This is a genomic window from Citrobacter sp. LJND-P06, from assembly GCF_058188415.1.
Genome location: NZ_CP187317.1, coordinates 467,032 through 493,987, shown reverse-complemented (window position 1 = coordinate 493,987; position 26,956 = coordinate 467,032). Strand labels below are relative to the sequence as shown.

At 53.9% G+C, this 26,956-nt stretch carries 19 protein-coding genes and 1 pseudogene; 9 read left to right on the top strand and 11 right to left on the bottom strand.

What is annotated here, in order from left to right:
* Nucleotides 1–37: 37 nt before the first annotated feature.
* The 6 genes from rpoN to yrbL all read left to right on the top strand — a co-directional run bounded on the left by rpoN (nucleotide 38) and on the right by yrbL (nucleotide 4,496).
* On the top strand, nucleotides 38–1,471 hold the full coding sequence (rpoN, locus tag ACO7SM_RS02350) for an RNA polymerase factor sigma-54 (RefSeq protein ID WP_490469529.1): 1,434 nt from the start codon (nucleotides 38–40) through the stop codon (nucleotides 1,469–1,471).
* A gap of 22 nt (nucleotides 1,472–1,493) precedes the next feature.
* Complete coding sequence (hpf, locus tag ACO7SM_RS02345) at nucleotides 1,494–1,781, top strand: ribosome hibernation promoting factor (protein WP_192613636.1); 288 nt, start codon at nucleotides 1,494–1,496, stop codon at nucleotides 1,779–1,781.
* A 118-nt stretch (nucleotides 1,782–1,899) separates the two neighbouring features.
* Nucleotides 1,900–2,391 carry a PTS IIA-like nitrogen regulatory protein PtsN gene (gene ptsN, locus ACO7SM_RS02340; protein WP_162379339.1) on the top strand — a complete coding sequence of 164 codons (492 nt, stop codon included), beginning with the start codon at nucleotides 1,900–1,902 and terminating at the stop codon, nucleotides 2,389–2,391.
* 45 nt (nucleotides 2,392–2,436) lie between these two features.
* On the top strand, nucleotides 2,437–3,291 hold the full coding sequence (gene rapZ / locus ACO7SM_RS02335) for an RNase adapter RapZ (protein WP_162379338.1): 855 nt from the start codon (nucleotides 2,437–2,439) through the stop codon (nucleotides 3,289–3,291).
* Nucleotides 3,288–3,560, top strand: coding sequence for a PTS phosphocarrier protein NPr (gene npr, locus ACO7SM_RS02330; protein ID WP_012135339.1), 273 nt, complete (start codon nucleotides 3,288–3,290; stop codon nucleotides 3,558–3,560). The genes rapZ and npr overlap by 4 nt, the downstream gene beginning before the upstream one ends.
* 303 nt (nucleotides 3,561–3,863) lie before the next feature.
* Nucleotides 3,864–4,496 carry a PhoP regulatory network protein YrbL gene (gene yrbL / locus ACO7SM_RS02325; RefSeq protein WP_490469528.1) on the top strand — a complete coding sequence of 211 codons (633 nt, stop codon included), beginning with the start codon at nucleotides 3,864–3,866 and terminating at the stop codon, nucleotides 4,494–4,496.
* A 7-nt stretch (nucleotides 4,497–4,503) separates the two neighbouring features.
* On the opposite strand, the gene mtgA is transcribed toward yrbL, so the two are convergent.
* The 4 genes from mtgA to mnmL all read right to left on the bottom strand — a co-directional run bounded on the left by mtgA (nucleotide 4,504) and on the right by mnmL (nucleotide 9,560).
* Nucleotides 4,504–5,235 (bottom strand): monofunctional biosynthetic peptidoglycan transglycosylase, encoded by a 732-nt coding sequence (mtgA, locus tag ACO7SM_RS02320; RefSeq protein ID WP_490469527.1) that lies wholly within the window; start codon nucleotides 5,233–5,235, stop codon nucleotides 4,504–4,506.
* Nucleotides 5,232–5,885, bottom strand: coding sequence for an isoprenoid biosynthesis glyoxalase ElbB (gene elbB, locus ACO7SM_RS02315; protein WP_490469526.1), 654 nt, complete (start codon nucleotides 5,883–5,885; stop codon nucleotides 5,232–5,234). The genes mtgA and elbB overlap by 4 nt, the downstream gene beginning before the upstream one ends.
* A 231-nt stretch (nucleotides 5,886–6,116) precedes the next feature.
* Entirely contained in the window at nucleotides 6,117–8,453 is a 2,337-nt protein-coding gene (gene arcB / locus ACO7SM_RS02310) for an aerobic respiration two-component sensor histidine kinase ArcB (protein ID WP_490469525.1), read from the bottom strand.
* Between the two features lie 171 nt (nucleotides 8,454–8,624).
* Nucleotides 8,625–9,560, bottom strand: coding sequence for a tRNA modification radical SAM protein MnmL/YtqA (gene mnmL, locus ACO7SM_RS02305; protein ID WP_490469524.1), 936 nt, complete (start codon nucleotides 9,558–9,560; stop codon nucleotides 8,625–8,627).
* A 685-nt stretch (nucleotides 9,561–10,245) separates the two neighbouring features.
* On the opposite strand from mnmL, the gene gltB reads away from it, so the two are divergent.
* Both gltB and ACO7SM_RS02295 read left to right on the top strand, forming a co-directional pair.
* Nucleotides 10,246–14,706 carry a glutamate synthase large subunit gene (gene gltB / locus ACO7SM_RS02300; protein WP_490469523.1) on the top strand — a complete coding sequence of 1,487 codons (4,461 nt, stop codon included), beginning with the start codon at nucleotides 10,246–10,248 and terminating at the stop codon, nucleotides 14,704–14,706.
* 9 nt (nucleotides 14,707–14,715) lie between these two features.
* Nucleotides 14,716–16,134 carry a glutamate synthase small subunit gene (locus tag ACO7SM_RS02295; protein ID WP_490469522.1) on the top strand — a complete coding sequence of 473 codons (1,419 nt, stop codon included), beginning with the start codon at nucleotides 14,716–14,718 and terminating at the stop codon, nucleotides 16,132–16,134.
* Nucleotides 16,135–16,243: 109 nt separating this feature from the next.
* On the opposite strand, the gene ACO7SM_RS02290 is transcribed toward ACO7SM_RS02295, so the two are convergent.
* The 7 genes from ACO7SM_RS02290 to nanR form a co-directional block, all read right to left on the bottom strand.
* Complete coding sequence (locus tag ACO7SM_RS02290) at nucleotides 16,244–17,260, bottom strand: tetratricopeptide repeat protein (RefSeq protein ID WP_490469521.1); 1,017 nt, start codon at nucleotides 17,258–17,260, stop codon at nucleotides 16,244–16,246.
* Nucleotides 17,257–21,261: an RHS repeat-associated core domain-containing protein gene (locus ACO7SM_RS02285; RefSeq protein ID WP_490469520.1), complete on the bottom strand. Its 4,005-nt coding sequence runs from the start codon at nucleotides 21,259–21,261 to the stop codon at nucleotides 17,257–17,259. The genes ACO7SM_RS02290 and ACO7SM_RS02285 overlap by 4 nt, the downstream gene beginning before the upstream one ends.
* 123 nt (nucleotides 21,262–21,384) lie before the next feature.
* A complete protein-coding gene (gene nanQ, locus ACO7SM_RS02280) occupies nucleotides 21,385–21,852 on the bottom strand; it encodes an N-acetylneuraminate anomerase (protein ID WP_490470855.1) in 468 nt (155 codons plus the stop codon).
* Nucleotides 21,852–22,724: an N-acetylmannosamine kinase gene (gene nanK / locus ACO7SM_RS02275; protein WP_490469519.1), complete on the bottom strand. Its 873-nt coding sequence runs from the start codon at nucleotides 22,722–22,724 to the stop codon at nucleotides 21,852–21,854. The genes nanQ and nanK overlap by 1 nt, the downstream gene beginning before the upstream one ends.
* Nucleotides 22,721–24,208 (bottom strand): MFS transporter, encoded by a 1,488-nt coding sequence (locus ACO7SM_RS02270; protein WP_490469518.1) that lies wholly within the window; start codon nucleotides 24,206–24,208, stop codon nucleotides 22,721–22,723. The genes nanK and ACO7SM_RS02270 overlap by 4 nt, the downstream gene beginning before the upstream one ends.
* A gap of 294 nt (nucleotides 24,209–24,502) precedes the next feature.
* Nucleotides 24,503–25,396 carry an N-acetylneuraminate lyase gene (gene nanA, locus ACO7SM_RS02265; protein WP_490469517.1) on the bottom strand — a complete coding sequence of 298 codons (894 nt, stop codon included), beginning with the start codon at nucleotides 25,394–25,396 and terminating at the stop codon, nucleotides 24,503–24,505.
* A gap of 134 nt (nucleotides 25,397–25,530) precedes the next feature.
* Nucleotides 25,531–26,322 carry a transcriptional regulator NanR gene (gene nanR, locus ACO7SM_RS02260; protein ID WP_490470854.1) on the bottom strand — a complete coding sequence of 264 codons (792 nt, stop codon included), beginning with the start codon at nucleotides 26,320–26,322 and terminating at the stop codon, nucleotides 25,531–25,533.
* 434 nt (nucleotides 26,323–26,756) lie between these two features.
* Between nanR and ACO7SM_RS02255 the strand changes: the two are divergent.
* Nucleotides 26,757–26,947 (top strand): annotated as a pseudogene (locus tag ACO7SM_RS02255) (anaerobic C4-dicarboxylate transporter DcuC); the annotation flags it as partial.
* Nucleotides 26,948–26,956 lie beyond the last annotated feature (9 nt).

Sequence of the window (26,956 nt, the reverse complement as noted above, 5' to 3'; positions counted from 1 at the left end):
GATTGCGACGTCATAGCGGGAGAAAATCATTCTGAACATGAAGCAAGGTTTGCAACTCAGGCTCAGCCAACAACTGGCAATGACGCCTCAACTACAACAGGCTATCCGTCTGTTGCAGTTGTCCACGCTGGAACTTCAGCAAGAACTTCAGCAAGCGCTGGATAGTAATCCACTGCTCGAGCAAACCGATCTTCACGAAGAAATCGACACCCAGGAAACTCAGGACAGCGAAACCCTGGACACCGCAGACGCACTCGAACAAAAAGAGATGCCGGAAGAGCTGCCGCTTGATGCCAGTTGGGATGAAATCTACACCGCAGGAACGCCGTCCGGCCCCAGTGGCGACTATATCGACGACGAGCTTCCGGTCTATCAGGGTGAGACTACGCAGTCGCTCCAGGATTACCTGATGTGGCAGGTGGAGCTTACGCCGTTCTCGGACACCGACCGGGCAATCGCCACGTCGATCGTCGATGCAGTAGATGAAACCGGCTATCTCACCGTCTCGCTGGATGAGATCCTCGAGAGCATGGGTGACGAAGAGGTAGACCTTGATGAAGTCGAAGCGGTACTTAAACGCATTCAGCGTTTCGATCCTGTCGGCGTGGCGGCAAAAGATCTTCGCGACTGTTTGCTGATCCAACTCTCGCAATTCGACACCGCTACCCCCTGGCTGCAAGAGGCTCGCCTGATCATCAGCGATCACCTTGATCTGCTGGCCAATCACGATTTTCGCTCATTGATGCGCGTCACCCGCCTGAAGGAAGAGGTGCTTAAAGAAGCGGTCAATCTTATTCAGTCGCTCGATCCCAGACCCGGGCAGTCGATCCAGACTGGCGAGCCGGAATACGTGATCCCTGATGTGCTGGTTCGTAAACATAACGATCGCTGGACGGTAGAACTGAACAGCGACAGCATTCCGCGTTTGCAGATCAATCAGCACTATGCCGCCATGTGCAATGGCGCGCGTAACGATGCGGACAGCCAGTTTATCCGTAGCAATCTTCAGGATGCGAAGTGGCTGATCAAAAGTCTGGAAAGCCGTAACGATACGTTGCTGCGCGTCAGTCGCTGTATCGTTGAGCAGCAGCAAGCCTTTTTTGAGCAGGGCGAAGAGTTTATGAAACCGATGGTGCTGGCGGATATCGCCCAGGCCGTCGAAATGCATGAGTCGACAATTTCCCGTGTGACCACACAAAAGTATCTGCACAGTCCGCGCGGAATTTTTGAACTGAAATATTTCTTTTCCAGCCACGTCAATACCGAAGGCGGCGGTGAAGCCTCGTCCACGGCAATACGGGCGCTGGTGAAGAAGTTAATTGCTGCGGAAAACCCCGCGAAACCACTGAGCGACAGCAAGTTAACCTCTATGCTGTCAGAACAAGGTATCATGGTGGCGCGCCGTACCGTTGCGAAGTACCGAGAGTCTTTATCCATTCCGCCGTCTAACCAGCGCAAACAGCTGGTATGACCCAACCGATAAGGAAGACACTATGCAGCTCAATATCACTGGAAATAACGTCGAAATTACTGAAGCTTTGCGCGAGTTTATTTCAGGCAAGTTCGCTAAGCTTGAACAGTATTTTGACCGGATTAATCAGGTCTACATTGTGTTGAAAGTGGAGAAAGTGACCCACACCTCGGATGCGACACTGCATGTGAACGGCGGCGAGATTCATGCCAGTGCCGAAGGTCAGGATATGTATGCCGCTATTGACGGATTGATTGATAAACTGGCCCGGCAATTAACGAAACATAAAGATAAACTGAAACAACACTAATTGTCCGGGCAGTTAACGGGTGCAGGACGGCCTGTTGTGAAGCACAACAGGCCATTTGTACAGTTAGCGCTCCGAATCTGACCCGTCAGTTGGATGGGGCAGGTTCTTAGGTGAAATTATGATAAATAACGATTCGACTCTACAACTGAGCAGTGTACTTAACCAGGAATGTACGCGCAGTGGTGTCCACTGCCAAAGCAAAAAACGCGCGCTGGAAATCATCAGCGAACTGGCGGCAAAACAGCTCAGCCTGCCCTCTCAGGTGGTTTTTGAAGCCATTCTGACGCGTGAAAAAATGGGCAGTACCGGGATTGGCAATGGCATTGCAATTCCACACGGGAAGCTGGAAGAAGATACGTTACGCGCTGTCGGCGTGTTCGTACAACTCGAAACGCCTATTGCTTTCGACGCTATAGATAATCAGCCTGTCGACCTGCTTTTCGCCCTGCTCGTTCCCGCCGACCAAACCAAAACGCACTTGCATACGCTGTCTTTGGTGGCGAAACGTCTGGCGGATAAAACCATCTGCCGCCGCCTGCGCTCAGCCCAGAGTGACGAAGAACTCTATAAAATCATCACTGACACCGAAGGTGAACAGGATGAAGCATAACAACCCAATGGCATCTCTTTTTGTCGTTGTGAGGAGAAACGGTACATGGTACTGATGATCGTCAGCGGTCGTTCAGGGTCAGGTAAGTCTGTCGCCCTGCGTGCGCTGGAAGATATGGGTTTTTACTGCGTGGATAACCTTCCCGTAGTGCTGTTGCCCGATCTGGCCCGAACACTGGCCGATCGCCAGATTTCTGCGGCCGTCAGCATCGATGTGCGCAACATGCCGGAATCGCCGGAGATTTTCGAGCAGGCAATGAACAACCTGCCGGACGCCTTCTCCCCTCAGTTGTTGTTTCTCGATGCCGATCGCAACACACTCATTCGCCGTTACAGCGACACGCGCCGCCTGCACCCGCTGTCCAGCAAGAATCTGTCGCTGGAAAGCGCCATTGATGAAGAGAGTGATTTGCTGGAACCCTTGCGTTCCCGTGCAGATCTGATCGTTGATACATCCGAAATGTCGGTGCATGAACTGGCAGAGATGTTACGAACTCGCCTGCTGGGTAAACGTGAACGCGAACTGACGATGGTCTTCGAGTCTTTCGGCTTCAAGCACGGTATTCCGATTGATGCGGATTATGTGTTTGACGTGCGCTTCCTGCCTAACCCGCACTGGGACCCGAAACTGCGTCCAATGACGGGCCTGGATAAGCCGGTCGCCGCGTTTCTCGACCGCCACACAGAAGTACACAATTTTATTTATCAGACTCGCAGCTATCTTGAGCTATGGTTACCGATGCTGGAGACAAACAACCGCAGCTACCTGACCGTAGCCATTGGTTGTACTGGCGGGAAACACCGTTCGGTGTATATTGCAGAGCAGCTGGCAGACTACTTCCGTTCTCGCGGCAAGAACGTGCAGTCACGCCATCGTACGCTGGAAAAACGCAAAACATGACCGTGAAGCAGACTGTTGAAGTCACGAATAAGCTGGGTATGCATGCCCGGCCAGCAATGAAACTCTTTGAATTAATGCAGGGTTTTGAAGCTGAAGTATTGTTACGCAATGATGAAGGGACTGAAGCTGAAGCAAACAGTGTGATTGCACTCCTGATGCTGGACTCAGCGAAAGGACGCCAAATCGAAATCGAAGCCACCGGCCCCCAGGAAGTCGAAGCACTGGCGGCGGTCATCGCGCTGTTCAATTCAGGATTCGACGAAGACTAATCAGTCGTTCCTCTGCGATAGCGTCATCTCTCCCGAAAAACACCGTCCAGCCCGGTATGTATAAGCTTACCGGGCTGAACTGCCTGTATACACACTGATACGGTACGCCCCCTTCGGCAAACCTGCGATGTTCACCACCTTCGTGCTGCCCTCTTTACTGTTACATTCAGACATTACTTGTACATTTAGTGCGCTTTTTTGCCCTATAACAATATTAAGAAAACCTTAAGGCTGATCGTTTAGGATTCATTTAAGTTAGAAGGTCATACTGGATTTATGTCAGAAAACATTTCCAGAGATCTTATGATACGTTTATCCCAACAGATCCCCCTGGGCACCGGAAGACATCGTAAATGTTATGCGCATCCGGATGATGCCCAGCGTTGTATTAAAGTCGTCTACCACAATGGAGATGGCGGCGATAAAGAAACCCGACGCGAGCTGAAATACTACGCGCACCTGGCACGCCACCTGAAAGACTGGAGCGGTATTCCGCGCTATTACGGTACGGTGGAAACCGATTGTGGTACAGGTTACGTCTACGATGTCATCGCCGACTTTGACGGCAAACCGTCCGTCACGTTGACGGAGTTTGCTGCCCAGTGCCGCTATGAAGAAGACACCGTTGTCTTGCGTCAGCTCCTGAAAAAACTCAAACGCTATTTGCGTGACAACCGCATTGTCACCATGACCCTGAAGCCGCAGAATATTCTGTGTCATCGCATCAGCGAATCAGAGGTTATCCCGGTGATTTGCGACAATATCGGAGAGAGTACGTTTATCCCACTGGCGACCTGGTCGAAATGGTTCTGTGAGCGTAAACAGGAAAGATTGTGGGAGCGGTTTATCGCCCAACCTGCACTCGCGGTAGCGCTGAAGAAAGACGCGCAGTCGAAAGACAGAAACACGCTGGCTCTGTCATCCCGCGAAGCGTAACGCCCGTTTATTGATACAGACGGTGGCGGGTCATAAATGACTCTCCGCCTAGCTGGCGCATCTGGCGAAGGATCCACGCCTGACGGCTACGCACATACCCTGATGGCGCACTGGCTTTAAACCGCAATGGATTCGGTAGCACCGCCGCCAGAAGCGCCGCCTCCGACATCGTTAATCGGCTGGCGGGCTTGTGAAAGTAACGAAGCGCTGCGGCTTCCACACCAAAAACGCCGTCGCCAAATTCCGCGATATTCAGGTAAACCGTCAGAATACGTTTCTTGCTCCAGACCGTTTCCATCCCTAATGTTAAACCGGCTTCCAGACCTTTACGCACCCAACTGCGACCATCCCATAAGAACAGGTTTTTTGCGGTCTGCTGGGATAACGTAGAAGCACCACGAATACGGTTCTCATTGCGCTCATTGTGCGCCAGCGCTTTCTCAATGGAAGCCATATCAAATCCCCAGTGATCGGGGAACTTCTGATCTTCTGCGGCAATCACCGCCAGCCCCATCCACGGAGAAATTTCGTCCATGCTAACCCAGTCGGAATGCGCCACGTAGCCAAAGTTGCCCTGCAACCATGCGCCAATTTGCCGTTCCACCATGACCGCCGAGAAGGGCACGGGCACCACGCTGAAGAGCGCAATCCCCCCGCCCCAAAAAACCGCCAGCACGATAACCGCGCGCAGAAAAAAGCGCTTTAAGATAGCCAGCGGTATACCGTGCCCTTTACTCATTCGGTTAAAGCCAGTACGCGCGATACCAGTTTTTCGATACCGAGTGCCGCCTGAGCAATATCCTGCGCCAGCATATAGGCGGGCGTGGTGACAATTTTGTTGTCTTCATCCACCACGATATCGTCGACCGGGCACGGCACATGCTCTGCGCCCATATCTTCCAGCACTTCAGCCGTATCAATATCAGTGCCGATGGTTACGCGCAGCGGAAAATCGAAAATTTTCGGTAACATCGCGGGCGCAATGCACATAAATCCCAGTGGTTTACCCGCCTGATGCATCGCCACCGCCAGCGCCGCCAAATCGCTGTCGACCCGACATTCACTGCCCTGACTGGCAAAATTACTCAGGTTTTTCGCTGCCCCAAAACCACCGGGGACAATCAGCGCATCCAGGTCGCTGGCAACGGCCTGAGCCAGCGGGCGAATATCGCCCCGCGTAATACGCGCCGCTTCAATCAGAACATTGCGTGATTCTGCCATCGCTTCGCCAGTCAGATGATTAATCACATCCATTTGCTGCCTGTCAGGTGCAAAACAGATGGCCTGAGCGTCATTGCGGGCTATCGCCAGCAACGTCAAAACGGCTTCATGAATTTCAGAACCGTCATAGACACCACAGCCACTGAGCACTACACCAATTTTTTTCATCGTCATCGTCCTTTTCGCATCTGACTGAAACGCATTAATAATTGTAATAAAAATGCTACGCTTCACACATTTCGCTGTTTCGTGTAACAAAATATTTAAGATGTTGCTATCTTAACTGCGTGCGGCCTGAAAAACAGAGCTGCGCCCTTGTAAATCATCACTATAACTTACGGCGCAGCCACGATTTCCCTGGTGTTGGCGCAGTGTTCGCGCACCCCGGTCAAGCCGGGGTCATTTTTTTCCAGCGTTTGCCACCCAGGCTTTCAGTACAGCGACGTCGTGCTGCCACTCCTGCTTCATCTCTTCAATCCATTCACCCACGTTATCTTCCCAGGCCGGGAGATCCGGTGATTGAATTTGCTGACCGAGCTGTTGCAAGCGGCGCAGGCCAACGGAACCCGCCGCACCTTTGATTTTGTGGCCTTCTTCAACAACACCTTTTTTGTCACGCGCCGTTAAATTAGATTCCAGCACGCTTAAATAACCCGGCATCATCTTCTCAAACACCGCCAGACCGTCGGTAATTAACTTCGGCCCAACCAGGTCGATGTACTGCTCTAACATCGGGATATCTAACAGCGCTTGCGATTTACTGCTTTCTTCAGGTGTCACAGTGCTCTCCTCTTTATCACGGGTATCCCAGTATTTTTTAATCATGGCCATTAGCGCCGGAACTGACAACGGCTTGCTCAGCACATCGTCCATTCCCGCATCCAGGTACTCTTTTTTGTCTTTCAGCACGTTGGCGGTCAATGCCACCAGCGGCGGTAGCTCTTCCCGCGCAAAGCGCTGGGTGAGCTCTCTGGAGATATCCAGTCCGGTCATGTCCGGCAATTGAATATCCAGCAGCACCAAATCGTATTCACCCGGAGTAAACATTTCCAGTGCGGCTTTTCCGGTCATCGCCACATCCACGCTGTTACCCAGTTTTTCCAGCACCGAGCGCGCGACAATCACGTTCAGTTCAATGTCTTCGACCAGCAGTACATGAAGCGCCGGCAGCGGTAATTCGTTTTCCTCAAACGCATCCTCTACCTCTTCGGCAACGGCGGGCGCGTGCACGGTAAGCGTAAAGACAGAGCCGTGGCCCGGCTGGCTGGAAACCGTAATATCACCGCCCATGTTTTTGGCCAGACGCCGCGAGACGGCAAGGCCGATCCCGGTGCCCGTCGCAGGTTTACCGCCGTGGCTGTCTTTCACCTGATAATACATAGCGAAGATTTTATCCTGCTCATCCTGCGGGATACCGATCCCGGAATCTTCGACTTCGAAGTGCAGCATATCCCCTTCATCAAAGCGGGCCCGCACCGTGACCTGTCCTTGCTGGGTGAACTTCACCGCATTACTGATCAGATTCCACAGGATCTGACGCAGTCGCGTACCGTCAGTGATCACTTTATGCGGTAATGGCAAGGTCGGATCAAGGACAAAACGCAGCCCTTTTTGCTGGGCCTGCAGACCAGAGAGATTCTCGAGATCCGCCATAAAGCTGGTGAAATCGACCGGCTGGTTATCCAGTTGAACCTTACGCCGCTCCATCTTATCCATATCAATAATATCGTTGAAAATATTGCCCAGCGTCACCGCTGATACATGGATAGTTTTCAGGTATTTTTCTTGTTCGCTCGTCAGGTCAGTGTCGAGCAGAATGCGGCTTAAGCCGACAATACCGTTAAGCGGGGTGCGTAGCTCATGGCTGATGGTCGAAATAAACGTCGTTTTGTCGCGGCTGGCGCGCTCCAGCGCATCCTGATAGCGTTTACGTTCGGTAATATCGCGGCCAAAGCCCATAAGACCGTGGCGCTTACCTACGCGGTCGTAATAAGGGACTTTGCGAATTTCAAAGCAGGCTTTGCGCCCGTCGGGATAATCCAGCCATTGCTCATAGGTCAGCGAAACATTGTGGCGAAAGACTTTCTCGTCCGTTTCAATCACCTTCTCCGCGGCTTCTGGCGAGTAAACATCAATAGGCCTTAAATTAACCAGTTGCTTTTCGCTCTTCCCGGTCAGCAGTTCCATCGCGCGGTTACAGCCAGAAAACTCTTTATCTTCATTACGATAAAAAACCAAATCCGGCGAAGCGTCGAGGAAGGAACGTAAGAAGGAGGATTGCTGTTCAAGCTGGATTTGCGTCTCTTCACGCTCTTTAATTTCCACCTTGAGCTGCTCAAACGTCGAGTGCCGTTCCGCTTCTGCTTTTTCGCGGTCAGCGATCTCCTGATTAAGCTGGGAAATATTGTCTTTCAACTGCACATTGAGCTTGAGATCGCGTTCGCGCATCTCTTCCAGTTTTTGGACCAGACGCGACAAACGTTGCCTGGACTCTTCCAGTTGCTCCACCACCACCGACAGAAAATAGACCGCCCAGGGGGTGATTAGCAGGCCGAAAAAGATCGAGCGAATGACATCGATACTTTCGACCTCGCCATGCAATACCATGGTGACAGCCATCTGCACCACAATGGCCAGCACGACCAAAGCCAGCGCTAACAACAGCGAAAAGCGCACCAAACCCAATTTCATCATCAGGTCGACATAGTACTGCGCCAGCATACGGATTTGCTTCATAGAGGGTTCCTTCACGACAACCTGGCACAATAATACTCAATTCTGAGCAAGGCGTTGAAGAATGTGTGAAAAATACGTGAACGACACCATTTTTACGCCGGATGGCGCCAGCGCCTTATCCAGCTTGTGTTTTTCTGCCCATGTCGGATACGCGCTGCGTCCTCCAACATCTTAACGCACAGTGTCAGGTAGCACCCAACCGCGCCCCAGCGCCGAGCCCTGCACGCCGTGTTCATTCAGGTACTTATCCAGCTCTACCATACCGGTCCAGCGGTTTTCGCACCACAGCGGGGCCAGCAATGTTGGCCGACGGGCGCTGGCAGAGATGCGATGGAAAATCACCTCCGGCGGCGTGTGGCGGATCATCTCGCCCGCAGTAACGGTGTAATCCTCCAGTGCAATGCCGCTTAAGCGCCCCGCTTCCCACGCTTTCGCCATAATGCTGCCTTTAACAATGTGCAGCGGGTGCAACTTAATGCCATCGACGCCGGTTTCCACGACACGCTCCAGGGTTTGCAGACATTCGCTCTGCCCTTCTCCCGGTAGGCCGACAATCAGGTGCGAGCAGACTTTTAATCCGCGCTCACGGGCACGTTGGGTGGTGTGTTGATAACAGGCGAAATCATGGCCGCGATTGATGCGGTGTAGCGTTTTATCGTTCGCGGTCTGCAGCCCCAGTTCCAGCCAGACTTCATAGCCCTGGTCTTTGTATTCGCACAGCAGATCCAACACGGCATCGGGAACGCAGTCCGGGCGCGTGCCCACGCACAGTCCCACAATGCTGGCCTGGCTTACCGCCTGTTGATACATCGAGCGCAGTACCTGGACTTCGGCAAAGGTGCTGGTATACGCCTGGAAATAGGCCAGATAACGTTTGGCGCGATTCACCAGATTCGCCTGATGCGCGAGTTGCTCTGCAATGGAGTGATGCTGCTGCGCTTCATCGGCAAACGAGGCGACATTACAGAAAGTGCATCCGCCACGTCCGATGGTACCATCACGGTTTGGGCAGCTAAACCCGCCGTGTAGCGTCAGTTTATGAACCTTTTGCCCATAACGACGTGAAAGATCACCACCAAACATATTGACTAATTTCTGTAACTGCATAATCTGAGAGACCGCGCCTTGAAAAGAGGCCAAAGCCTGCCATTTTTAGCCTTTGTTGGCGATGACCTGGATCAATCGTCACGGCGGCCTTTTATCAATTGCATAATCAATCAAAATAAACGATATTTCATTCAAAGTAGCGTTGATTACTTTTCCTTATCTTTAGCCCTTTTTTTCATCTTCTGACAGCTTCAGCGCAAAAACAGTATCATGAAACGCCTGCCATCCATAAACCAGCATAAAATGCTGAATCTCACGGTTTATCAAGCGTAGACTGGGGTCAACAGCCCTTCCAGACAGTGAGACAGATCACACTCTCCGCTCCGTTTACCGAGCGTTAAATCAATGTAAAAAGCCTATCATTTTCAATGCATTCAATACATTAATCGACCAATAGCACATTTTTGCATAAATAAGATTGCCATTTGACCTGTGTGTGGATTCCCGATAAGTTGGAAATCCGCTGGAAGCTTTCTGGATGAGTCGTGTGCTCATCATATTTATGCAGTAATTGAGATTCCCTCTGACAGCAAGTCCTCAAACTTGTTTGACCTACGCGAAACGGATGAAAGAGGGCGAATGCGAGGTAAGCGTATGACACGCAAACCCCGTCGCCATGCTCTTGGTGTGCCCGTGCGCAGCGGTTCAGAGAGGCGTCCCTCAGAGCCTGGGGAGGTTCACTGATATGTTGTACGATAAATCTCTTGAGAGGGATAACTGTGGTTTCGGCCTGATCGCCCACATAGAAGGCGAACCTAGCCACAAGGTAGTGCGTACTGCTATACACGCGCTGGCCCGAATGCAGCACCGTGGCGCCATTCTTGCGGACGGAAAAACCGGCGATGGCTGCGGTTTGCTGCTGCAAAAACCCGACCGCTTTTTTCGCATTGTTGCCGAAGAGCGCGGCTGGCGTTTAGCCAAAAACTACGCCGTCGGCATGATCTTTCTGAATAAAGATCCTGAGCTGGCGGCCATATCCCGTCGTATTGTCGAAGAAGAACTCCAGCAGGAAACCCTGTCGATCGTTGGCTGGCGCGAAGTACCGACCAACGAAGGCGTTCTCGGTGAAATCGCCCTCTCCTCTCTGCCACGTATTGAGCAAATTTTCGTTAACGCACCGGCGGGTTGGCGTCCACGTGATATGGAACGCCGCCTGTTTATCGCCCGCCGCCGCATCGAAAAACGTTTGCAGGACGATAAAGAGTTCTACGTCTGTAGCCTCTCGAACCTGGTGAACATTTATAAAGGTCTGTGTATGCCGGCGGATCTGCCGCGCTTTTACCTGGACCTCGCGGATCTGCGTCTGGAATCAGCTATCTGCCTGTTCCACCAACGCTTTTCCACTAACACCGTGCCGCGCTGGCCGCTGGCGCAGCCGTTCCGCTACCTGGCGCACAACGGTGAAATCAATACCATCACCGGCAACCGCCAGTGGGCACGCGCCCGTACCTATAAATTCCAGACGCCGCTGATCCCGGATTTGCAGTCTGCCGCCCCGTTCGTCAACGAAACCGGCTCCGACTCCAGCTCACTGGATAACATGCTGGAACTGTTGCTGGCCGGCGGGATGGACATCATCCGCGCCATGCGCTTGCTGGTACCGCCAGCCTGGCAGAACAACCCGGATATGGATCCGGATCTGCGCGCTTTCTTTGACTTTAACTCCATGCACATGGAGCCGTGGGACGGCCCGGCAGGCATCGTAATGTCTGATGGTCGCTTTGCGGCCTGTAACCTTGACCGTAATGGCCTGCGCCCGGCGCGCTACGTGATCACCAAAGATAAGCTGATCACCTGTGCTTCTGAGGTGGGGATCTGGGATTACCAGCCTGACGAAGTGGTCGAGAAAGGCCGCGTCGGCCCGGGCGAACTGATGGTTATCGATACCCGCAGCGGGCGCATCCTGCACTCTGCGGAAACTGACGACGACCTGAAAAGCCGCCACCCGTATAAAGAGTGGATGGAGAAAAACGTCCGCCGTCTGGTGCCGTTTGAAGAACTGGCTGATGACCAGGTGGGTCAACGCGAGCTGGATGACGACACCCTCGCCAGCTACCAGAAACAGTTTAACTACAGCGCCGAAGAGCTGGATTCTGTGATCCGCGTATTGGGCGAAAACGGTCAGGAAGCGGTGGGATCAATGGGTGACGACACCCCGTTTGCCGTGCTCTCCAGCCAGCCGCGTATCATTTACGATTACTTCCGCCAGCAGTTCGCGCAGGTCACCAACCCGCCGATCGATCCGCTGCGTGAAGCGCACGTAATGTCGCTGGCCACCAGCATCGGTCGCGAAATGAACGTCTTTTGCGAAGCGGAAGGCCAGGCGCACCGCTTGAGCTTCAAATCGCCGATTTTGCTGTACTCCGATTTCAAACAGCTCACCACCATGAAAGAGGAGCATTATCGCGCAGACCGGCTTGACATCACCTTCGACGTAACAGAAACCTCGCTCGAAGAAACGGTGAAAGCGCTGTGCGACAAAGCGGAGCAAATGGTTCGCAACGGCACCGTGTTGCTGGTGCTCTCCGACCGTAACATCAGCAAAAACCGTTTACCGGTTCCGGCGCCGATGGCGGTTGGTGCGGTGCAGACACGTCTGGTAGAACAGAGCCTGCGCTGTGACGCGAACATCATTGTCGAAACCGCCAGCACCCGCGATCCGCACCACTTTGCCGTGTTGCTGGGCTTTGGCGCGACGGCAATCTATCCCTACCTCGCGTATGAAACGCTGGGCCGCCTGAGCGATACCCACGCGATTGCGAAAGACTATCGTACGGTGATGCTGAACTACCGTAACGGCATCAACAAAGGTCTTTACAAGATCATGTCCAAAATGGGCATCTCGACCATCGCCTCTTACCGCTGCTCAAAACTGTTTGAAGCCGTCGGGCTGCACGATGATGTGGTCAGCTTATGCTTCCAGGGCGTGGTCAGCCGCATCAGTGGCGCGGGTTTTACCGACTTCCAGCAAGACCTGCTGAATCTCTCTAAACATGCCTGGCTGGCGCGTAAACCGTTGGGTCAGGGCGGTCTGCTGAAATATGTTCACGGCGGCGAATATCACGCCTATAACCCGGATGTCGTGCGCACCCTGCAACAAGCCGTTCAAAGCGGCGAGTACAGCGACTATCAGGAGTACGCGAAACTGGTCAACGAACGCCCGGCGACAACGCTGCGCGATCTGCTGGCAATCACGCCCGGCGAAAAAGCCGTGAGCATTGATGAAGTTGAGCCCGCCACGGAACTGTTCAAACGCTTCGATACGGCAGCGATGTCAATCGGCGCACTGAGCCCGGAAGCGCATGAAGCGCTGGCGGAAGCGATGAACAGCATCGGCGGAAACTCTAACTCCGGCGAAGGCGGTGAAGACCCGGCGCGCTATGGCACCAACAAAGTGTCGCGCATCAAGCAGGTGGCTTCCGGTCGCTTTGGCGTGACCCCGGCGTATCTGGTGAATGCCGATGTGATTCAAATTAAAGTCGCTCAGGGCGCGAAGCCGGGCGAAGGCGGTCAGTTGCCGGGGGATAAAGTGACCCCGTACATCGCCAAACTGCGCTACTCGGTACCGGGGGTGACGCTGATTTCCCCGCCGCCACACCACGATATCTACTCTATCGAGGACTTAGCGCAGTTGATTTTCGACCTCAAGCAGGTCAACCCGAAGGCGATGATCTCCGTGAAGCTGGTTTCCGAACCGGGTGTCGGCACCATCGCCACCGGCGTGGCGAAAGCCTATGCCGATTTGATAACCATCGCCGGATACGACGGCGGCACCGGCGCGAGCCCGCTCTCGTCAGTGAAATACGCGGGCTGTCCGTGGGAACTGGGCCTGGTGGAAACCCAGCAGGCACTGGTCGCTAACGGTTTGCGCCACAAGATCCGTTTGCAGGTCGACGGCGGTCTGAAAACCGGTGTCGATATCATCAAAGCGGCAATCCTGGGTGCGGAAAGCTTCGGCTTCGGTACTGGCCCGATGGTAGCGCTGGGGTGCAAATACCTGCGTATTTGCCACCTGAACAACTGCGCAACGGGCGTGGCAACCCAGGACGAAAAACTGCGTAAGAACCACTACCACGGCCTGCCGTTCAAAGTGACCAACTACTTTGAATTTATCGCCCGCGAAACCCGCGAGCTGATGGCAAGCCTGGGCGTTACTCGCCTGGTGGATCTGATTGGCCGTACCGACCTGCTAAAAGAGCTGGAAGGGTTTACCGCCAAACAGCAGAAACTGGAGCTGTCTCGCCTGCTGGAAACCGCCGAGCCGCATCCAGGCAAAGCGGTGTTCTGCACCGAAAACAATCCACCGTTCGACAACGGTGTGCTGAACGCGCAGTTGCTACAGCAGGCAAAACCGTTCGTCGACGAGTGCCTGAGCAAAACGTTCTGGTTTGATATTCGTAACACTGACCGTTCCGTCGGCGCGACGCTCTCTGGCTATATAGCGCAGACGCATGGCGATCAGGGACTGGCGGCAGACCCTATCAAGGCACACTTCAGCGGTACTGCAGGTCAGAGCTTCGGCGTCTGGAACGCGGGCGGCGTGGAGTTGTACCTGACCGGCGATGCCAACGACTATGTTGGCAAAGGCATGGCGGGCGGCTTACTGGCGGTGCGTCCTCCGGTCGGTTCGGCCTTCCGCAGCCATGAGGCGAGCATTATCGGTAACACCTGTCTGTATGGCGCCACCGGGGGACGTTTGTTTGCCGCAGGGCGCGCGGGTGAACGTTTCGGCGTACGCAATTCCGGCGCGATCACGGTCGTGGAAGGCATTGGCGACAATGGCTGTGAATACATGACCGGCGGTATTGTATGTATTCTCGGTAAAACCGGGGTGAACTTCGGCGCTGGCATGACGGGTGGATTCGCCTACGTGCTGGACGAGAGCGGCGACTTCCGCAAACGCGTGAACCCGGAACTGGTGGAAGTGCTGAGCGTCGACTCGCTGGCTATCCACGAAGAACACCTGCGCGGTTTGATCACCGAGCATGTGCAGCACACCGGTTCTCAACGTGGTGAAGAGATTCTGGCAAACTGGCCTGCTTTCTCCGCGAAATTCGCGCTGGTTAAACCGAAGTCCAGCGATGTGAAAGCACTGTTGGGTCACCGTAGTCGTAGCGCAGCTGAGCTGCGTGTGCAGGCGCAGTAAGGGGTTAAGATGAGTCAGAACGTATATCAATTTATCGACCTGCAGCGCGTTGATCCGCCGAAAAAACCGCTGAAGATCCGTAAAATCGAGTTTGTAGAAATCTACGAGCCGTTTTCCGAAGGTCAGGCAAAAGCACAGGCGGATCGCTGTCTCTCCTGCGGCAACCCGTACTGCGAGTGGAAATGTCCGGTTCATAACTACATCCCGAACTGGCTGAAACTGGCGAATGAAGGGCGCATTTTTGAAGCGGCGGAGTTGTCTCACCAGACCAACACCCTGCCAGAAGTGTGCGGTCGCGTCTGCCCGCAGGACAGACTGTGCGAAGGTTCCTGTACGCTGAACGATGAGTTTGGCGCGGTGACTATCGGCAACATCGAACGCTATATCAATGATAAAGCGTTCGAAATGGGCTGGCGCCCGGATATGACCGGCGTACGCCAGACCGACAAACGCGTGGCGATTATCGGTGCAGGGCCTGCTGGGCTGGCGTGTGCCGATGTGCTGACCCGCAACGGTGTGAAGGCGGTGGTTTATGATCGTCACCCGGAGATTGGCGGCCTGCTGACCTTTGGTATTCCTGCCTTCAAGCTGGAAAAAGAGGTGATGACCCGCCGCCGTGAAATCTTCACCGGGATGGGCATTGAGTTCAAACTCAACGTTGAAGTGGGTCGCGACGTACAGCTCGACGCGCTGCTGAAAGAGTACGATGCTGTCTTCCTCGGCGTTGGAACCTATCAGTCGATGCGCGGCGGTCTGGAAAACGAAGATGCCGATGGCGTGTTCGACGCCCTGCCGTTCCTCATCGCCAATACCAAACAGATGATGGGCTTTGGCGAAACCACGGCTGAGCCGTACGTCACCATGGAAGGCAAACGCGTCGTGGTGCTGGGCGGTGGCGATACCGCGATGGACTGTGTGCGTACCTCGGTTCGCCAGGGTGCGACACACGTAACCTGCGCCTATCGTCGTGACGAAGAGAACATGCCAGGCTCCAGACGCGAAGTGAAAAACGCGCGTGAAGAAGGTGTCGAGTTCCAGTTCAACGTCCAGCCGCTGGGCGTTGAGATAAACGCGAACGGTAAGGTGTGCGGCGTGAAAATGGCGCGCACTGAGATGGGTGCACCGGATGCAAAAGGTCGTCGTCGCGCGGAGATCGTTGCCGGTTCCGAGCACGTTGTTCCGGCTGATGCGGTGGTGATGGCGTTTGGTTTCCGACCCCACAGCATGGAATGGCTGGCGCAACACAGCGTTGAACTGGATCCTCAGGGGCGGATTATCGCGCCGGAAGGCAGCGACAACGCCTTCCAGACCAGCAACCCGAAAATCTTCGCCGGTGGCGATATCGTTCGCGGTTCGGATCTGGTGGTCACAGCGATTGCCGAAGGCCGTAAAGCGGCGGATGGGATCATGAACTGGCTGGAAGTGTGATTCATTTACATTTTAATATTATATTATTTTAACAATAATATCTCCGCCCCGGTTTAATCCGGGGTGATTGCTTATTATAAAACCCACTGAAAATAAGTAATTTATTGCATTATGGATATCTACATTCTCTTTTAGATTTATATGTATCATTTTCTTGTTTTGATGATGGGTATTTTTCAATATAATCACCAGACACCAACACAGCCTGTTCAAGCTCTTTTCCTGTAAGTTTCATTGCTATTTTATCTCGTGAATCACTCGCATCCTTCTGGCCATTGAAAAATGCCACAGAAAACCAAGCATAAGCCTGGACATTATCTTGAGGTGTTTCACTATTGCCATTTGAATATACCAACCCCAGATTATTCTGTGCTACAACATAACCCTGACATGCCGAAGCCTTTAATAACCTCAGAGCTTTATAATTATCAACTGGAATATATCCTATTTCTTGTAGATAGTATAAAGCCAGCATATTTCGAGCCTTCATGGATCCTAAATCAGCCGATTTTTGATACCACTCGATAGCTTTGGAATGATTTTTTGGTATACCTAATCCTGAGCTATACATGTAGCCTAAGTTATTCATTGCTATAGTATTGTTTTTATCTGCGGCACTTTGAAACCAATGCCGTGCCTCTTTATAATCATTGATTCCTGCAATTCCTTCGAGATACATAGCCCCCAAATTAACTTGTGCCTGTTCAATCCCTTGCTCAGCTGAGCGGCTATACCATTTTCTTGCTTGTTGTAAATCACGTACGGTACCACGACCATTTTCATAGGCCGCGCCAAGATTATATTGTGCTATTGCATAGCCTTGCTCTGAGGATTTTTTATACCAATAAAATGCCATGCTGTAATTTTTCTCTACTCCTTTCCCATTCTCATATAAAAGGCCAAGGTCAGACTGTGCCTTCATATTTCCTTTTTCAGCATTTTTTCGCAGTTCGCTTACCGTGCTACTTGTATAGTATTTTTCTTGTATGTTTACAGCACCTACATTACTATCCCCTATCGAGATACTTTTCCAAATAAAAAAAACCAATAGCGACATCACTATTAATAGCGAAAGAATTCTCCTCACTATATTTTTGTTCATTTTACACATTTTCATAACCATCATGCTTTCTGTTTAAATGATGACAAACTATCAATTAAAAAATCGGACCATTTACTTTGTAAAGTCGACGTTCCTTTGTTCATAAAACTTTTTGTACAAGTCAAAGTCAATTCTTTGGCGTTTATATTTCCTTCCACTATCATTTCCTTAGCTACATCTTCAATGCATGCCGCGCTTTTCTCTGCCACGATAGCACCTGTTGCAGGCGCACTAAGTACAGCCATACCTACAACGGCGGGAATAACTGAAACTCCATAAGCAAATTCACCTAGTGGGTTATATACATTATGCATGGTTTCATTATTGTTTATCGCTATTTCAGCATCTTCCGGAGACAGATAATTAACAGCGGACCAAATACCCTGACAATATTTATCTGCCCCTCCCCCCCCAAGACCTAATCCTGTCAATCCCAGAGGATCCACGTTTTGGAGTGGGTCTAACGGATAAACATATCCATTCCATCCCCCCCTCAACCCAATCGGGTCCTGCGTAATATACCGTCCTTGCTGCGGGTCATAATAGCGATGCCGGTTATAATACAGACCTGTTTCTACATCGTATTGCTGTCCCGGCAGACGAATCAGCTGTTGCAAATTGCCCGGATTGTCTTCGTGCAGGAAGTTTCCCCATTCATCAAACTCAGCCTGCCACGCGAGACTCCCGTCTTCATTCACTAAGGCCAGCGGCAGCCCCCGGTGGTCGCAGTGGTACAGGTGGATTTTCCGCGCCGGAGTGTATTCCGGCTCCATCTGGTTTTTCATCTGCTCTGCCGTCAGCCCGTACCCGGCCAGCCACTGCTGATTGGGTTCACTTATCTGGTTGCGTTTCAGTTCCTGTTCCAGGTTATCCAGCCTCGCGATCAGCTCCGGCGCAAACACCATGTTTGCATCCTGCTGAAGTTTTTCCGCCAGCGAGCGGCGAATGGCTTTCGTCAGTTCGTCTGTGGCGGTTTCGACACGCAGCAGCGGGGTGAAAGCGCCCGGCTGGTAAATCGTCTGGATGCGTGTGGTGTCCGTCTGCGTGGTGGTCAGCCGGTCGCCGTCCCAGCCGTACCATACCGATTCGGCGGGCTCTGGCGGAACCCACCATCCGCCGTCGTATGCCTCACCCTGCCAGACCTGTTTGCGGATACGACGCCCGGACGGATCATACGCGTAACAGCTCTCAGTCAGCAGGTTGCCGTTCTGCATTTTTTGGTACTGCGTGAGCCGGTGCTGGTTATCGTATCCGTAGTGATGGGTGATGCTGCCGTCTTTATGAATGCAGCGCTCGTCTTTTTCCGTCAGCCTGCCGTGGCTGTCGTAATGGTAAAAGTGGTCTGCGTCCTGGGCGATGCGGTTATCGCGCCAGACATCCGGCAGGGTTTCCTGCGCCGCAATACGGTTACCCGCCGGGTCGGTCGGTGTGTGTTGCGACAGGTCATGGTGCGCGGAGGTGATGCGGGTGCTGAGCAGACGTCCGTTCTCATACCCGTAGTCGCGCTGGTCGTGCAGGCCACGGATTCGGGTGAGCTGGCCACTGTTGTTCCAGGTGTAGTCCCGGTTAAGCTGCGGGATGTTCAGGTGATGGCTCTGGAGCTGCCCGCCCGGCGTGTACGTCGTGGCTAACCCGTAGCCACCGAAGCAGCGCTGCGTTTCCCGGTGCAGGCGGTCACGGGTGTACTCGATTAGCGGCGTGTCGCCGAGCTTCATCCCGGCCAGGTAACCGGAGCCATACGTCAGCCATTCCACCGGCGGCAACTGATCGTGCTGCACCCGGTTCACCATACCGGCGCGGTAGTCGTGTTTTGTTTCATGCTGCCAGAGCAGAGCGTGCGTTTCGGGACAGTGCGCCATCTGGCGCTCACCGGTCAGGCGGCCTGTCTGGTCGTAACCATACTGCACCGCGATGCGATAACCTTCACTGAGATGACTGATGTCCGTCAGCCAGCCGCGCGCATCGTACTGCCACGCTTCTGCCGGTTCTCCATTTACGGTGCGACTGAGCAGACGGTCAGCGTCGTCGTATCGCCAGACTGTGACCACTCCTTCGTCTTCGCTATGGCTGAGTCTTCCTGCCGGGTCGTAGTGATACCGTTTTGTGCGCCCGTCAAAACCGGTTTCCTGTGTCAGTCTGTCCAGAACATCGTAAGAGAATTCAGTGTGGCTGCCGTTCTCGTTGATAAGGGTGGTGACACGGCCTGCGGCGTCGTACGCCATTCGCCGGGTGAGCGTGCCCTGTGTTGCGAGGATGATGTTGCCGAGGGCGTCATAACCCGTTTCACTGCGCTGACCATCCGGGGATATCACCACCGTCAGGTCGCCTGCGACATTGTATTCGTAACGGGTCTGATGACCGGCGGCATCGGTCTGACTGACCAGCCTGCCGCGCGCATCGTATTCCCGGTACTGGCTTAAACCCTCCTCCCGATGAACGGCGGTCAGCTGGCCGAAACGGTCGTATTCATTGCGGGTTTCATACCCCGAGCAGTCGGTGTACGTGAGAAGCTGGCCGTAGCGGCTCCAGGTCATCTGTTTCCGGCTGCCGGTCGGGTCTTCGGTCGCGGACGGATATTCGCTGTGCGGACGGTCATACTCATGGCGCGTCACGTCGCCCTGGCGCGAAGTGTCAGCCGTCAGCCTGCCCAGGTCATCGTACTCCTGACGACTTTTCAGCCCGTCCGGGTACACCGTGCAAGCCAGTTGGCGCTGGCTGTTGTAATAAAACTCCGTGAGTCTGCCGTCCGGCGTGACGGTTCCCGTCAGCAGACCCGAACCGGGGCTGAGCCGGTATTCGGTTTTGCGGCCTGCCGCATCGGTCTGAGCCACCAGGCGGCCTGCGTTGTCGAACTCACTGTGAATGATGCTCCCGTCTGCCAGCTCTTTCTTCACAACCCGTTTCAGACCGCCTTCACCTTCAGTGTGCAGCACTTCGCGGCGGTTCAGGCTGTCAGTGATGACCGTATGGTGTTTTTCATACTGGTAGCGGTAGCTGAGGCCGTTCTGACTGAGCTGTTCCGTAACGCGTCCGGTGGCATCGTAGCGATAGGTCGTCTGCGGTCTGCCTGCGTACTGATGGGCCACCATCCGGCCCGGAACTTTTTCATCGTAAGTGAAAGACCGCACCTGAATGCCGCTGCGGTCAAAGACGGCCACCAGTTCACCGCGCGGGGAATACTGATAACTGACCAGCGGTGCGGCGGGCAGATTGGCCGGGTATTCCGGGTCATGCATCAGCCAGACTTCGGAAAGCCGGATGCCGCTGGCTGTCGTGGCCAGCACCAACCGGAAGCGGCGACCTGCACCGTCGGTCACGCCAGTGACGACGCCGGTAAATTCCCCGGAGGCGGCGCGGTGAAACGTCAGCGTGCGGCCGAAATTATCCACCAGCCCGGTCAGCACCCGGTATGGCGGCAGCGGGGCGGGTAGGGTTTCATCCGCGGACGGCACACGTTCAGACCAGCCAAGGATCCACCACGGACCCTGCAGGCTGTTGGTGGCCAGCCAAATATTCGGGCTGAGGCGGATATCCTCGGGCAGGGTCTGCCAGAGACGATGCAGGGGATGAACTTCATTCAGATTCAGCACGCCACCGCGCGCCAGCCAGAAGGACTCGGTGCGGCTGAACGTCACCTCGCCCGGCAGTAGCAGGTCAAAGTGAATGCTGCGACCGCCGTTGTCGTTGAGGATGAGTGCGTTATCGCGAAGTTGCAGAAAAATATCAAAGGGTGCTTTCCAGCCGGAACCGAAAACGCCATCGGGTGCCGGGGTTCTGGTGAGGTAACTGCTGTAGGTTCGCGACAGGACAAACGGCAGCGGACCGGGAAGGGCGAGGTCGGTTTCGCCCGGCAGGACTTTGGCCCCGAGCAGCGGGTTCACCGGACTGCCGGACACCACACCGCCCGGGCACACCGAACAGGCAACGCCGGTCGGCGCGCCAATCATCACCCCGAGGCTGCCCTGCACAATGGGGCCACCGCTGGCAGTCATGTCGCCCTGGCGGGCGGCGGGTTTTCCGCTCATGGTCAATTCCTTTTGAAATTAGCGATGAGCGAAGACTACAGGGAACAGCGTCTGAAAAAATGGTCTGAAAAGCGACAACTGCAACTTTAGGAATTTATAAAGGCTGATGACATCAATCAGTCTTTATCTGTTCACCAAACCAGCACGCACCTTCACCACCACTTTCTTAATCTCTTCCGGTTCCTTCACCATACACCCAGGTTTATGCGGTTCGCCGGGCATAAAGATAGCGTACATGCCGGGTTTCAAATCAAGCGTCTGCATACCTTCGATAGCGCTGCACAGTTGATAATCCTCCTCGATATGCATCTCTTCACACTGACGCGCCGCGCCGGTGATGCCGAACAGAATGCGTTCCTCACCCGCCAGCAGCAGTTGGATATCGATATACTTTTCATGCAGCTCTGCCTTCTTCTCCTGCGGAGGCTGCGTGGCAAACTGCATCACATTCATAAAGATATCGTCACCGCGCAGTTCATAGCGCCCTGGCGTTGTTTCCTGTGGTCGGGCCGCTAACGCCAGCATCAGCGCCTCTTCCAGTACCGGATGTAGCCCCGCAGTCGGTAGCGACTGCACGTCCCCCATCATCATCATCTGTCTCCCTGAGCTATCAACGCAGCCCCTAATAACCCGGCGTCATGCCGGTAATGCGCGGCACTCAGCGCCACGTGGTACACCGACAACTCCTGCGCCAGAAAGTGACGAACCTGCGCCAGATACCCTGGCGACAGGCCGACACTGCCGCCAACGACCACCCACTGGCAATCGGTGGTGGCTTTCACATCAGCAATTAACCGTGCCAGCACCTGAGCGGAATGCTGAACCAACCGTATTGCCTGTTCATGCCCTTCAGCCGCCCGGGCAAAAATTGTTTTTGCATCACATCCGGCAAGTTCCCCCTGAGCCGCTGCCGCGATCCCACGTCCGGAGGCGATCGCCTCCACACACCCCACGCGGCCGCAGCCACACACCGGCCCCCGCGGATCCGCCAGCGTATGTCCCAGATGTCCGGCAAGTCCCCCCTCTCCGGTCAGTAATTGACCGCCGCTGACGATACCTCCCCCGACGCCGGTTGAAACGGTGATAAACACCATGTCGCTGACCTCTTTCGCCATGGCATGGTATTCCGCCCAGGCCGCCGCCTGAGCATCATTCACCGCCAGCGCCGGTAATCCGGTCAGTTTCTCTAAGGTGTGTACCAGCGGGAAGTGCATCAACCCACCCAGATTTTGCGGATTAATCGACTGCAAGACGCCCTGATGAATAATGCCGGTCGAGGCAATCGCCACCCGTTTCGCCTGACTTTGCAGCGGTTCAATCAGCGCTTTTAAGGCTTCACGTAGCGCATCCGGTGTTTTGCTGGCAGGGGTAGGACGTTCACAACGTTCACGGATCTGCAGATCGTCGCCCACCAGCGCGGCAGCCAGTTTGGTGCCGCCGATATCTATTGCCAACGTCGTCATTTCACCGCCTCGCGCTCGCTTTTGATGCTGCCCAACGGTACGACGCCGCTGAACGGTTTGCCGTCAATAGCGTCATGCGTACGCAGCGCTTCTGGACGCAGCCAGCGCTGAACACGCGTCGGCATATCGAGGCCAATCAGCAGGATCACCACAAACGTCAGGCTAAAGGAGAGCGATGCCAGCGCAGTGCCCAGATCCAGGCGTTGCGCAATCAATGCGCCGAGGATCGGCGCCAGCGCGCCACCCAGAGCACCCACGTTATAAGTAAAGCCCAGACCGGCCGCACGCTGGTCGGTATCAAAATAGCCGCCGATCAGTTTCGGCAGGATCCCTGAGATCCCCTGACCCAGCATCTGTTGGAAGAACAGCAGAAAACCCAATACCCACACGTTTGAACCGCCGATGGCAAAGACCGGGATAATGAGCAATTGTGAGGCCAGCAGGCTACAAACGTAGGCTTTGCGGGTGCCCAGCCAGTCGCCGAGGAAACCGCCCACGCAGCAGCCAACTGCCGCGCCGAAGCCGCTAAAGAACAGGATGTTCGCTACCGTGTGTGGATCATAAGACAGCTCGGTTTTGAGATAGGTCGGGAGCAATGCCTGGATAGGCCAGGAGTAGAGGAACGCGAACAGCACCACCAGCATGAGCGTGACGCCGGTTGGCCAGCGTTTACCGCTGCTCTGTACCATAAAACTGATGAAGATGACGGCACACAGCAGACCTAACCCCGCCACAATGGCGGCATTGTGCAGATTGCCTGCGAAGCAGAACCACAACGCAGTCGCCGCCACGATAGTCATCAGGATATTCATGACCCGATGTTCGCCCCGGTAGAGAATATCGACCATGGTGCGTACCGGCGCTTTTCCTTCGTGTTTTTCTTTCCAGTCTTCCGCTTCCGGGATATTTTTTCGCAGCCAGAGTGCAAAGACGATCGGTACGATGCCGATGAAAAAGAGGACTCGCCAGCCCCAGATGGGTACCACCAGACTGTAGACCTGGGCTGCGATAACCGCGCCAATAGAAAAGCCGGAGATCAAAAATCCGCTGGCTTTGTTACGCAACTGCTTCGGCCAGCTCTCAATCACGTAGGTTGCGCTTGAACCATATTCGCCTGCCATGCCCATACCAATGACCAGACGAGCGATAAACATGGTGGTGTATCCAGGTGCAAAACCGCAGGCCAGCGTACCGACGGAAAAAAGGATAATGCTACTGACCATTGCCAGACGGCGACCGTAACGGTCCCCCATGGCGCCAAGCATCAGCCCGCCGAACCAACGGGAAATAAACGCAGCCGAGATCAGACTTGCCGCCTGAACCGTCGTCAACCCAAACTCACTTTGCACATCTGTCAATACAAGCGCAATTAATACAAAATCAAATCCATCAAGCACATACCCTAACCAGGCGGCGGAAAATGCCCGCCACTGTGCCCGGTTGAGATAGCGATACCACGGGATGCTCTGGGTATTAGTACTCATTTTACTCTCCCGACGATCTTTGTTTGTATTGCCGGATGGCGGCTGCGCCTTATCCGGCCTACGTGTCATGTTTGGTAGGCCGGATAAGCGAAGCGCCATCCGGCCTATGTGTCGTGTTTAGTAGGCCGGATAAGCGAAGTGCCATCCTGCCTATGTGTCGTGTTTAGTAGGCCGGATAAGCGAAGCGCCATCCGGCCTACGTGTCATGTTTGGTAGGCCGGAAAAGCGAAGCGCCATCCGGCCTATGTGTCGTGTTTAGTAGGCCGGATAAGCGAAGCGCCATCCGGCATTGGGCTAACGCTGCTCCGCCATTAACTGCTCTGCGAGGGCTTTCAGCTCCGGCAGATACTTTTCATCCACAGGCGCAAACGGCTTGCGGCACAGCGGTACCGAGACGACGTCCATGTAGTGCAGTACGGTTTTCAGCCCACGGAACACGCCCACTTTGATCAGCAGGTCAATAACCTTGTTACATTCGCGCTGTAACTGCTGCGCTTTAGCGACATTTCCTTCTTTCAGGGCCTGCACGATCCCCATATAGCGCCAGCCCATAATGTTGTAGGTACTGCCGATCCCACCATCCGCGCCCGCCAGCAGGCCGGAAGCAAAAATTTCGTCGTAACCGTTGTAGAGCACCAGATCCGGATGCGCACGGCGGATCTGCTCCATCTGATAGAGATCGCCCGAGGTCTGTTTTAGCGCGCCAACGCCTGGCAGCGTGACCAGCGTATTGATTTGATCCAGCGTCAGTTTGACACCGCTCAGCGCCGGGATGTTGTAGACCACCATCGGTAATCCATCAGCAGAATCGATAATCGCACGGTAGTGATCGCAATGTTCTTCAAAGCTGAACGGGTAGTAGAACGGCGTAACCGCAGAGACAGCATCAAAACCATAACGTTTTGCCGCCGCTGCCAGTTGCTGGCTTTCCGCCGTGCTGACACAACCCACATGGGCAATCAGGGTGATTTTGCCTTTTCCCTCTTCGGCCACGATTTCAAGCACTTCTTCGCGCTCGGCAAGGCTTTGCACAAAGGCTTCCCCGGTGGAACCGCCGACATACACCCCATCAATTCCCTGCTCAATGTTGAATCGCACCAGGCGGCGCAGGCTGTCCTTATCAACCTTCTGCTGCGCGTCGAAAGGGGTCAGGAGTGCGGGCATCACGCCACGTAAATTGCTTGCCATAAATACCTCGTAGTGGTGTTTTAACTGATTAACTGTGTACCTTTATACCTGTTATACCAGATCGTTTTTACGACAGCGTAATACAGAAAGCTTATTGTGCGATCGACTTCACTAAACCGATCGCAATACGGGGATTACTTGCGGGATTTTTTGGCTTTACCGAAGGCGTGCCAGGTGGCAGACACGCTGTTGAGATGGCTTTGCAGTGCGCGATCCGCTTCGTCAGGATCGCGGGCGCGGATCGCATCGACAATAGCGATATGCTGTTGATAACTCACGCTGTTATGCTCATACAACGCTTCGTCGGCCACTTTCGGGCGCGTGGCGATCAGCCAGTCGAGTAGCGCGACGTGGATCGCCATAAAGATCGGATTACCCGGGATCTCTGCCAGCACACGGTGAAAATCAACGTCGGAACGAATGAACTGACTATTGTCATCCAGCGACTGACTGTTGATCTCCAGAGCTTTGCTCAACAGGGCTATCTGTTCGTCCGTGGCGTGCTCGGCGGCGTAACGCACCAGGCTTGATTCAAAGAAAAGACGTAGTTGTTCAAAATGCGCGATACCGCCAGGGTGCGAGAGAAAATCTTTCGCCATGCCGGAAAGTTCGCTGATGATGGTGTCCGCCGAGGGGCGCGAGACGCGCGCGCGTTCACCGTTGTTGATTTGTACCAGACCTTTGCGCTTGAGTGCGGCCAGTGCTTCACGTACCGACGGGCGTCCGACGTTAAAGAAGGCCATCAGTTCGCGCTCGGATGGCAACGGCTCACCTTCGCCAAATTCACGGCGCCGGATCATCTGCTCCAGTTCTTCTTCAACCATTTCAGAGAGTTTTTTACGTGCCAGCGGGCGGCGACGCAAACTGTTACCGATGGTTGATGGAGAATCTTCTGCTTGCGAATCAAATGCGTTCATAGCGTCCAGTCTGATGAATTATGACCAACAACAACAAAAGTTATCCTAACACAGGATCGAAAGCGGGGTGAAATGCGCCGGCTTATTCATTCAGAAAACATATGTTTCCTGAGTTCTATGATTATACATGAATTAGTCAGTGCGCTATTTTCCCCTCTATTTTCTCTTTATTTATTCTCTCTGTTTTAAGGAGATGCGTCCTCTGACCAGGTTAGTGAAACTTAAGAATATGATCTTGAAAAATAATCATAACAATATGTTTTTAAACACAATAACTAAATCTGCAATTTAAAAACACGATATCCCTACCACAAAGAGCGTAAAGGCAAATATAACATCCGCTTCAGCACACTATTATCACCTGTTTCATCTTCTTTCTGGCACATACCGACTGTATGCAGTCAGAACTCGATTTGGTCGTGGTGATGCTGATGAGCATTTCCGCCGTCGCTATGATCATGCCGATGCATTTTGCGACAACGCTGGCTCGTACGGTTTCACCGATCACCGCCGTCATTGTTGTGACGTCAGGCATTGCGGGCGTCTCACCCTTTGGGTGGTTAAGCGTACGGCGATCCCAAAGGCAGTAGGATTCGTGGTGAATATGATTGCCACTATCTTATTATTTTATTAGCGGACAATA